The 9200-nt window shown below is 43.2% G+C and carries 7 protein-coding genes; all 7 read left to right on the top strand.

The window, feature by feature from the left end:
• Positions 1-62 precede the first annotated feature (62 nt).
• The 7 genes from AAY47_RS16295 (at position 63) to AAY47_RS16270 (ending at position 9123) form a co-directional block, all read left to right on the top strand.
• Positions 63-1463: an MFS transporter gene (locus AAY47_RS16295; RefSeq protein ID WP_047771182.1), complete on the top strand. Its 1401-nt coding sequence runs from the start codon at positions 63-65 to the stop codon at positions 1461-1463.
• Entirely contained in the window at positions 1444-2982 is a 1539-nt protein-coding gene (locus tag AAY47_RS16290; protein WP_047771181.1) for an FAD-dependent oxidoreductase, read from the top strand. Before AAY47_RS16295 ends, AAY47_RS16290 begins: the two co-directional genes overlap by 20 nt.
• 10 nt (positions 2983-2992) lie before the next feature.
• Entirely contained in the window at positions 2993-3538 is a 546-nt protein-coding gene (locus AAY47_RS16285; protein ID WP_053014317.1) for a carboxymuconolactone decarboxylase family protein, read from the top strand.
• Between the two features lie 10 nt (positions 3539-3548).
• The gene (locus tag AAY47_RS16280; RefSeq protein WP_072059813.1) at positions 3549-4523 is read left to right on the top strand and encodes an aldo/keto reductase; all 975 of its coding nucleotides are present in this window, start codon (positions 3549-3551) and stop codon (positions 4521-4523) included.
• Positions 4524-4538: 15 nt separating this feature from the next.
• Positions 4539-5498 (top strand): SDR family NAD(P)-dependent oxidoreductase, encoded by a 960-nt coding sequence (locus tag AAY47_RS16275; RefSeq protein ID WP_047771179.1) that lies wholly within the window; start codon positions 4539-4541, stop codon positions 5496-5498.
• 112 nt (positions 5499-5610) lie between these two features.
• On the top strand, positions 5611-5784 hold the full coding sequence (locus AAY47_RS22075) for a hypothetical protein (RefSeq protein ID WP_160300211.1): 174 nt from the start codon (positions 5611-5613) through the stop codon (positions 5782-5784).
• A gap of 96 nt (positions 5785-5880) precedes the next feature.
• Positions 5881-9123, top strand: coding sequence for an Ig-like domain-containing protein (locus AAY47_RS16270; protein WP_047771178.1), 3243 nt, complete (start codon positions 5881-5883; stop codon positions 9121-9123).
• The last annotated feature ends 77 nt before the right edge of the window (positions 9124-9200 follow it).

The raw sequence follows: 9200 nt of genomic DNA, 5'->3' as shown, positions 1-9200 counted from the left end.
AAGGGACAAAAACTCATTTACTTCGTTTATAACGATATTGCACTTAATATGTGAATCCAAGAATGTTTATAATTCCACTGACAATTACATCCTCCAGTATTTTAAATATTTCTTTAATGAAACATTATTCCCTTACCTATCAGGAAGCACAGTGGTTCATTAATATTTTTATGGTAATGTATGGTGCTTTCTTGCCAATTACAGGTTCTCTTTCTGATTTTGTAGGGCGAAAAAATATTTTTTTGCTTGGACTAATTTTCTTCTCCATAGGTTTTCTGCTGGGTGGTATAATCGATAACTATGCATATATTCTGTTTTTCAGAGCAATTTGTGGTATAGCTGCCGCAGCAGTAACAACATCTGCCACTTCACTACTGGCTTCACATATTGATGAGGCGAAACGGCCAAAAGCATTCTCGATCTTCGGTATTTTTTTAGGAGTAGGTATGATTGCTGGCCCTTTAGTGGCTTCTGGGTTTAATTATGTCAGCAGAGGATGGACTATTTTCAGTGTTATTACTGCATTAATCTTATTATTGCTTTTTATTTCATTAATATATGTTAGTGATAAAACTAGATACGCATATACGAAATTTGACTGGTTTGGCGGAATGGTTCTGACTCTTTTTCTTCTTTCAACAGTATCACTTATATCATTCTTGCCTATATGGTCAATAACTAACAGAAAAGTAGCATTCCTAATTATTGTATCTCTGATATGTGCTCTGGCTTTATATGGAATTGAAAAATCTGCTAAAAATCCCGTCTTAGACTTGACTATTTTCAAGAATAGGACTTTTTCATCCATGAGCATAACAACACTGCTTCTTGGTTTCGGGTATATAAGTATAATGTTCTATTTTCCGTATTATTTTAAGACTACTACTGATTTCACAAGTTTTCAGGTCGGTGTGATTATGACTGTTGCAACTTTGCCTTCTTTCATATTCCCACCAATCATTGCCAAGTTCAGAAGTTCACTCAATAATGGTTGTTTATTAAAAGCCACATTGGTTCTTCTAAGTGTATCCCCATTATATTTGAATTATGTCCTTGGTAGTGAAGGAATATTACATTACTGTGTTGCTATGTTCCTATTAGGTAGTTCTTTCGGAATATCCTTGTCGTATATTGATGGTGTTGCAGTTAGTTCTGTCGATGTTTATCAATCTGGATTGGCTGCGGGCACTTTTAACACATTCCGGATTGGTGGCGAATCAATTTCAATCCCATTAGTGTCTACTGTTATCACTTTATTAAATAATAAAATATCAAATAACAATGCATCAGGAATAATTATGAATAATCATTTTATCAACAATGTAGGAAGCAGATTAACAACTTCGACATCAATAACTTTGCTTGCTATGTCTTTTATTTGCTTAATTTTTTCAATACTAGTGTTAATTCTTTATTATACAAGCAAGAAACGGAACCAAGCATATGAAAATTTCCAGGAGTGATAATCCAGTATTGATTGTTGGGGGAGGTCCGGTAGGAATGCTGACAGCCCTTGAGCTTTCTTTATTTGGTATTAAATCAAAAATTATATCTAAATATTCTCGGTATTCTCCTCATTCTAAAGCTACAATTATCTGGCCTCGCGTGCTGGAAATATTAACACGGACAGGAGTATCAGAAATAATTATTGATTCTGGGCATTACTTCGATCAAATGAATTATTATTCCAATAAGAAAATGATTGGTAATATTCGATTTGATAAGCTGAAATACACTAATTATCGTTATGGAATTACCATACCTCAGTGGAAAACAGAGAAAATACTAGAAGATAGACTCAATGAAAATGGGATATTCATTGAATATGGTTGTGAATTTATAGATGGACATAATGAGAATGATGTAGTTAATGTTTCCCTACAAGATAATGCAGGACGTATATCTTATGAATCATATCAGTGGGTAATCGGTGCTGATGGATATTCAAGCCGAGTCAGAGAGTGTTTTGGATTTGGTTATAATGGATTCCAGATGGAAACTAAACTTGCTATTACGGATGCTGAACTTGTAAGTGAATCGACCAGTCGTGAAGTTGGTTATTATCTCCATCGTACGGGTAACATGGTGTTAGCTCCAATTGGTGATGGATTATTTCGCATAGGTGCTAGTGTTCCTGCTAATTACAAAGGTGAAATCAATCGAGAATTCTTTAATAAATTGCTCAATGATAGAGTTCCCGGCAATAAAATTTTAGGGAACATGAATTTCTGCGGCATTTTTAATGCTCATGTAAGGTCTGCTTCTTCTTACAGATCTCAGAATGTTTTTCTTGTTGGTGATGCGGCTCATGTGATGAGTCCCTCTGGAGCTCAAGGGATGAATAGTGGGTTTCAGGATGCTGTGAATCTGGGCTGGAAATTGGCTGGTGTTATACGTAGTGAGTATGATTCATCTCTCTTGAATAGTTATTCCACTGAACGAATGAATGGGATTAATCGGACATCAAAATTATCTACATTTCTAGCAAATGTGAGTCTGTATAAGAAGTTTCCAGCGATATTTGCTCGTGATTTTGCCTTCAGGTTTGCATCCAAAACTGGCATCGTAGATAGGTTTTTATCACCTCGAATCGCCCAGATTGATATTCCTCATGGACAGCTGTCTGAAGGGATAATGAAACTTGAGTCAGGAAGACGAATTCCTCTTGAATGGAATAAAAGTACACTTTCGCCACATTTAAGCTTCACTAAGCATACCATTTTCTTCTGGCCAGGTGAGCATTACATCTATTCAGAGTGGGAAAAATACTTTGATTCGGCCACGAAAATTATCACTAGTGCAGTTCTTGTTAACTTGAGTGGAAAAGTTTTGGGACTTATCAAAGATCTTTTACCAACTAATTCTGCCTGCATCATTGTAAGACCAGACGGATTTATCGTTGATTTAGTTGATATTGGTAATATTTCATCAAATGAAGCTTTCAATATTCTCAACAAAAAGATTAATCAACAGTCTATATAAGGAGAAAGTAATGAGTAATATGTTAGTTAAACTAACTGAAGTTCAGGATATGACACAGGAACAACTGAGTGTATATGAGAAGTTCCCTTCAAACTTGACTCGAGGTTTGCTTTTAACCAAATGTTCTGCCGGACCTCATTTAGCTTTAGGAGGTGCTTTGACGAAAGGATATTTGAATGACTATGAGCGTGAAATCATTGTAATGCGTGTAGCTAAACTGATTAACAGCGAGTTCGAACGGATTATTCATTATCCGCTTGCAATTAAGGCTGGTCTGACAGAGCAGGAAATTAACGATATTGAGAATGGAAACTATGAGGCGATGGATTCACGCAGAAAAGCTATGATGAAATATATTACAGAGTGCATTCTTGACGGCAAAGCTTCAATATCATCATTCCGCAGTTTAAATGAATTCTATTCACAAGGTGAAATCGCTGATGCTACTCATCTCGCAGGGCATTGCTGGATGACAGCTATGTATTTGGCAAGTCTCGATATACCACTTGATGAACAAGAAACTTCGTGGTCCAGACTCACTGAGCTTAATAATTGAGGAGGGACATTTGCAATATTGTCACTTAGGAAAATCAGGGCTAATTGTGTCTAGGCTTGCTCTGGGGTGTATGTCCTTCGGAGACTCAACTAAAGGGGCTCACACATGGACTCTGGACTATACCCAAAGTAAGAAAATTATCACTAAATCGTTAGATTTAGGCATAAATTTTTTTGATACAGCCAATGTTTATTCAATTGGTTCAAGTGAAGAAATCGTGGGAACCTGTCTGAAAAAATATGCTAAACGTGATGATGTGGTCATAGCCACAAAAGTTTATGAGAGAATGACTGATTCTCCTTTGTCGGGAGGGTTGTCACGTAAGGAAATATTTACGCAGGTTAATGCCAGCCTAAAAAGACTCCAAACCGATTATATTGATCTTTATATAATTCATCGATGGGATGATAACACGCCGATCGAAGAAACGATGCTTGCTCTGAATGACTTGATTCAGTCAGGTAAAGTTCGGTATATCGGTGCTTCGTCAATGAGAACTTGGCAATTCATCAAAGCGCAATTCGTTGCCAGAATGAACGGATGGGCTCCGTTCATTAGTATGCAAAATCATTACAATCTCATCAATCGTGAAGAGGAAAGAGAAATGCTTCCTTATTGTGTTTCCGAAGGGATTGGTGTTACGCCATGGAGTCCATTGGCCAGAGGTAAACTTGCAAAGAGTACTGATACTATTCGTACACAATCTGACAAGGTATTGTCATGGCTATATGAATCAGCAAAGCAGAGTGATGAAAAAATAATTTCTGTTCTGAATGAGATCGCAGCAAATAAAGAATGTAAACCCGCACATGTAGCTTTAGCTTGGCTGTTATCTAAGCCATCAATCGCTTCACCAATCGTTGGTGTGACCTCAGTAGAGCAACTTATAGACAATACTTGTTGTATGAATGTATCTCTTAGTAATGATGAAATCGCTGCACTGGAGGAGTTCTATACTCCGCATGCTAGAGCCGAGTTATCTTAAAATAGTGGGGGATTTATGCGAGTCCAAAAACCGATCAATTCAGGATTTAGTGCGTCATCAACAGCCTCTGATGTACTTAAAGGGATTGATATTAAAGGTAAGACCGCTTTTATCACAGGCGGGCATTCTGGATTGGGATATGAGGCTACTAAAGCGCTATCAGAAGCAGGTGTTCATGTGGTGGTGGGAGCAAGGGATATGAGGAGTGCATCTAATGCATTAAGTGAGCTAACTAATATTACCATTCTTCCACTTGATCTTTCGAACATAAATTCTGTCAGGACATTGGCGGCTTATGTCAATGCTAATAAATATATCTTTGATTATGTGATTTGTAATGCTGGCATCATGGCTTCTCCAGAAAAACGGGTTGGTCCGGGATGGGAATCGCAGTTTGCTACAAATCATATTGGCCATTATGTACTGGTGAATCTCATATGGAACAATATCCGATCTGGAGGGAGAGTAGTATGTGTTTCATCTGCCGGACATCATAACTCTCCAATTCGATGGGATGACATTCAGTTTACCCGTGGTTATGACAAGTGGGTGGCATATGCACAGTCTAAAACTGCTAATGTGCTTTTTGCATTGCAACTGGATACGTATGGAAAAAACAAGAACATCAGAGCATTTTCTTTGCATCCCGGTAAAATATTTACCCCACTCCAACGGCACTTGTCTTATGAAGAGATGGCAAACGAAGGATGGATGGATAGGAATGGTAACCCGATTGACCCCACTTTTAAATCTCCGGCACAAGGGGCTGCAACTGAGGTATGGGCAGCAACAAGCCCAGCCTTGAATGAACAGGGGGGACTTTATTGTGAAGATTGTGACATTACCGGACTTGCATCAGATTATGAAGAATCCTTTGTCGGTGTTTGTGAATACGCGATTGATCCATCGGAAGCTTTAAGATTGTGGAGTTTCACCGCTAATCTTACAGGTGTAAATGTATTCGCAGCTAACTAAATCGCAAGTAGTCTCATGACAACCTAAGATTCCGGACAGAATACTATTTTTTATGGTATTAAGAAGTCTAACCCATTGTATTTTCTCCCTTTGAAGGAGGATTGAGACAGAAATGGAGAAGACCATATACGAAGCTCAGGTTATCCAGAATTCGGGTTACAACGGGCTGTTCGTCGATGAATCAGGCTTTTTAAGGAAGGTGAATCCGCATTTGTCAGCAAATGATATTCTTATCCCGTGTCAGTACTATAAGCATACCTTTAATGGGGGTTCTATTCACCGCTGATTCAGGTAATTTTCACCATGGGAAAAAGAATTAAGTGCAGTATTTAACGCGCTTTTTTTGCATGTTACCCCTTTCAGTATTAATGAAAAGGGTAACATGCAAAAAATCCAGTCCCGTCGGTTCAACAGGGTAAAATATTCGATTATTGGTTTGTTAAGCCTGTCACTCAGTTTTCCCGGTCAGTCCATGCCGGAAGTTCAAAACCCGGAGCAACATGAGCACACACTGGCCGAAATCACCACCCAATGGGGGCAATTGACTCAATCGCAGTCACCCAGCGAAGCGGCAAAAACAATGGCCGCCCAGCAGTTATCGTCGGTGGTGACGTCAACACTGACACCCTGGTTTAATCAATATGGTAATGCCCGCCTCACACTCCCTTTCGACAGCCACTTTTCGTTAAAAGATGTTGCATTTGACTGGTTGTTACCCTGGTATAACGTAGCTTCGGTCACTGCATTCAGCCAGTTAGGAGTAAAAACCCATCACGGTCAGACAACAACGGCGGTCGGATTCGGCTATCGCTATGTTGCCGATAATTGGTTATGGGGTGCCAATGTCTTCTGGGATGCGTTGTGGCCGGCGCAGCATCACCGTTACAGCATAGGATTAGAAGCCTGGCATGATAACGTCAAACTCTCTGCCAATCTTTACCAGCACTTATCCCATTGGAAGCCCTCCCGGCTTACAGATTTCGATGCAAGACCCGCCAATGGCTGGGATATTCAGGCCGAAGCATATTTACCTGCATTTCCTCACTGGGGCGGGCAGTTGAAGTATGAACACTATTACGGACAGGAAGTCGCGTTATTCGGTGAAGCAGAACGCCAGAAAAATCCGTACAGCGTCACCGCCGGGCTGACTTACACGCCCGTGCCGTTAGTGACACTGGGTGCCGATTTGCGGCAGGGTAAACAAGGTGTCAGTGAAAATCGTTTTACCCTGAACCTCAATTATCGGTTGGGGGTTCCGCTCAGCCAACAGTTTGATCCAAACGCGGTCGCGCCACAGCGCAGCCTGAGAGCCAGTCAGCTGGATTTTGTGAACCGGCGCAGCGATATGGTGCTGGATTATCAGAAACAGACGTTGATAACACTGGCTTTCCCCGCATCCATTAATGGGTATGAAAGCAAGGAAGTGACCTTTGTTCCCGTTATCCAGTCCAAATATCCGCTGGCACGTTTAGAGCTGGATACGGCTGAATTACAGCAGGCAGGCGGAAAAATACTTTATCAGCAACCAGATAAAATAACATTACGGTTGCCAAAAACCACGAAAAACCCCGTTCGGCTTTCGGGGATCGCCATCGACAGCCGGGGTAATCGCTCCAGCCGGGCAGAAATCCTGATAGTGAGTTTGCCGACCGAAAAGCGATGGCGGGTGACAGCGAATAAAACACAGGCCAAAGCCGATGGTCATGACAGTGTGATCTATACCGTTCTTGTCACTGATCAGGAGGGCGCTCCTGTCCCTAATCAGGCCGTTATCTGGTCAAGTGATAACGGCGAATTATCCCAAACCCGACAACATACGGATGCGCAGGGGCAGGCATCGGTCGTGCTGCGCAGCCGTCAGCAGGGGCTGCATGCGGTACGTGTTACCGTGGATGAAGAGGTTGTCATTGCACCTTCAGTACAGTTTGATGCGGTGCTGATCCCCGAAATCGCCGTTGATAAACACAGCGTTAAGGCGGATGGAAAATCGAGGGCGACCTTGACTGTCACGGTTAAAAACGCCGGTGGTCAACCTATGCCAAATCAGGCTGTTGGCTGGCAGACCCGCCTTGGCCAGTTCTCGGCATTTTCATTAATGACTGATGCAAAAGGGCAGGCCACGGCTTATTTAACCAGCAAAGTATCAGGAAATGCAGACGTGACGGTGGCGGTTGGCAGTGAAACGGTGATGGCTTCTCCGATTCGCTTTATTGCCTCGCTAACCCATACGATTCAAGTGGATAAACAAACGGCGATTGCCGATGGTCAGGACAACATCCTTTATACGGTGAACGTGCGCGATGCAGCAGATCGACCCGTTGGCCACAGCAAAGTGCAGTGGTCAGTGGATAACGGGCAACTGCTGGACAGGCAGGAACAGACAAACAGTCAGGGAGAAGCGACCGCCCGGTTAGTCAGTCGTACCGCAGGGAGGGTAACGGTGAAAGCCGAGGTGGCGGGAAAAACCCTTTATGCCGCTCCGGTGACGTTTGAACGCCGGCTGAAACCCGCGATCACGGTGGACAAAATCAGGGCGAAAGGTGATGGTCAGGATACCGTGGTGTTGACCGCCACGGTGAAAGACTCGCTGGGATCACCCGTAGCAAATCAGCCGGTGATTTGGCAAACGGATCACGGTGTGTTGTCCTCAGAACGGGCGCAAACTGATAATCAGGGACAAGTGCAGGTTCAATTGAGCAGTACATTTGCAGGAGATCACCAGGTGCAGATCCAGGTCGGCGATCATAAAGTGGCTGCCCCGATGGTCACCTTTGATGAAATTCTGTTACCCACCCTTCGGGTCAATAAAACCCGTGCCGCGGCGGATGGCGAAGATCGGGCAACTTTTACTGTCACCGTCACCGATATTCATGGGCAGGGGCTTGCGGATAAAGCAGTTGACTGGTCTGGCTATTTTGGCGAGATGATTTTTGCAGAAGACAGGACAGACCGTCAGGGAAAGGCAACCGCAACCCTTGTCAGTCGTCATGCTGGACAGGCTTCGGTCACCGCAGAAGTGGGTGAGCAGCCAGTTGTCTCCTCTGTGGAATTTATCCTGCCGTTGCGCCTGGTTGATACTGTTGCCGTTGACCGTCAGGGCGGCAATGCCAACCAGAAATCGTTTGGTCTCAGGGGACCCTCCGTACTCTGGCGTGGCGCGAAATTCCGTCTTATCACGGCAGGCAATACAGGCCGGGTGAACTGGCAGAGTAACTCGCCCTCGGTGACGGTATCGGGGGATGTGGTGACGGTACAGCAAAATCCTGACGGAGTCAGGCTCACGGGTACTGATGAGACCGGGCAGCAGGTCGAGCTGACTTTGACGGTTCACACCTGGTTTGAGCGCTCCGGCCTGACGAAAGATTTTTATTCAAATGCGAAACAGCTTTGCAAATCACTCGGCAGCCGGATTGCCTCCAAATATGCGCTGGAACAGCTCTATGAGGAATGGGGGAACTTTTATCTTTATGATGGCTGGGCGCGGGAATTTTATGTGACCTCGACGGATTATCTGGCCGCCAGCTCAGGTTCCGCAGAGCATCAGGCGAAATGGGCGTTTTGGGCAGAAACAGACCGGTGGATGCGCAATGGCTGGCCAATGACAGGATTTGCCTGTCGTCGTTAATGAATAACAGAGGTGTTAATGAGATGGTCTTCCCCACCTTGTGAACCATACTCTTTATAGAGTATTTTTTCTGGAGA

Origin of the sequence: Xenorhabdus griffiniae, from assembly GCF_001028135.1 — a bacterium.
Lineage (GTDB): Bacteria > Pseudomonadota > Gammaproteobacteria > Enterobacterales > Enterobacteriaceae > Xenorhabdus > Xenorhabdus bakwenae.
The sequence above is the reverse complement of the archived record's forward strand: the minus strand, read 5'-3'. Positions and strand labels throughout refer to the sequence as shown.

What these genes read in the sequence shown, in the direction of transcription:
- AAY47_RS16295 (WP_047771182.1), top strand. Translation starts at nt 63, where the DNA reads ATGTTTATAATTCCACTGACAATTACATCCTCCAGTATTTTAAATATT.
- AAY47_RS16290 (WP_047771181.1), top strand. Translation starts at nt 1,444, where the DNA reads ATGAAAATTTCCAGGAGTGATAATCCAGTATTGATTGTTGGGGGAGGT.
- AAY47_RS16285 (WP_053014317.1), top strand. Translation starts at nt 2,993, where the DNA reads ATGAGTAATATGTTAGTTAAACTAACTGAAGTTCAGGATATGACACAG.
- AAY47_RS16275 (WP_047771179.1), top strand. Translation starts at nt 4,539, where the DNA reads ATGCGAGTCCAAAAACCGATCAATTCAGGATTTAGTGCGTCATCAACA.
- AAY47_RS22075 (WP_160300211.1), top strand. Translation starts at nt 5,611, where the DNA reads ATGGAGAAGACCATATACGAAGCTCAGGTTATCCAGAATTCGGGTTAC.
- AAY47_RS16270 (WP_047771178.1), top strand. Translation starts at nt 5,881, where the DNA reads ATGCAAAAAATCCAGTCCCGTCGGTTCAACAGGGTAAAATATTCGATT.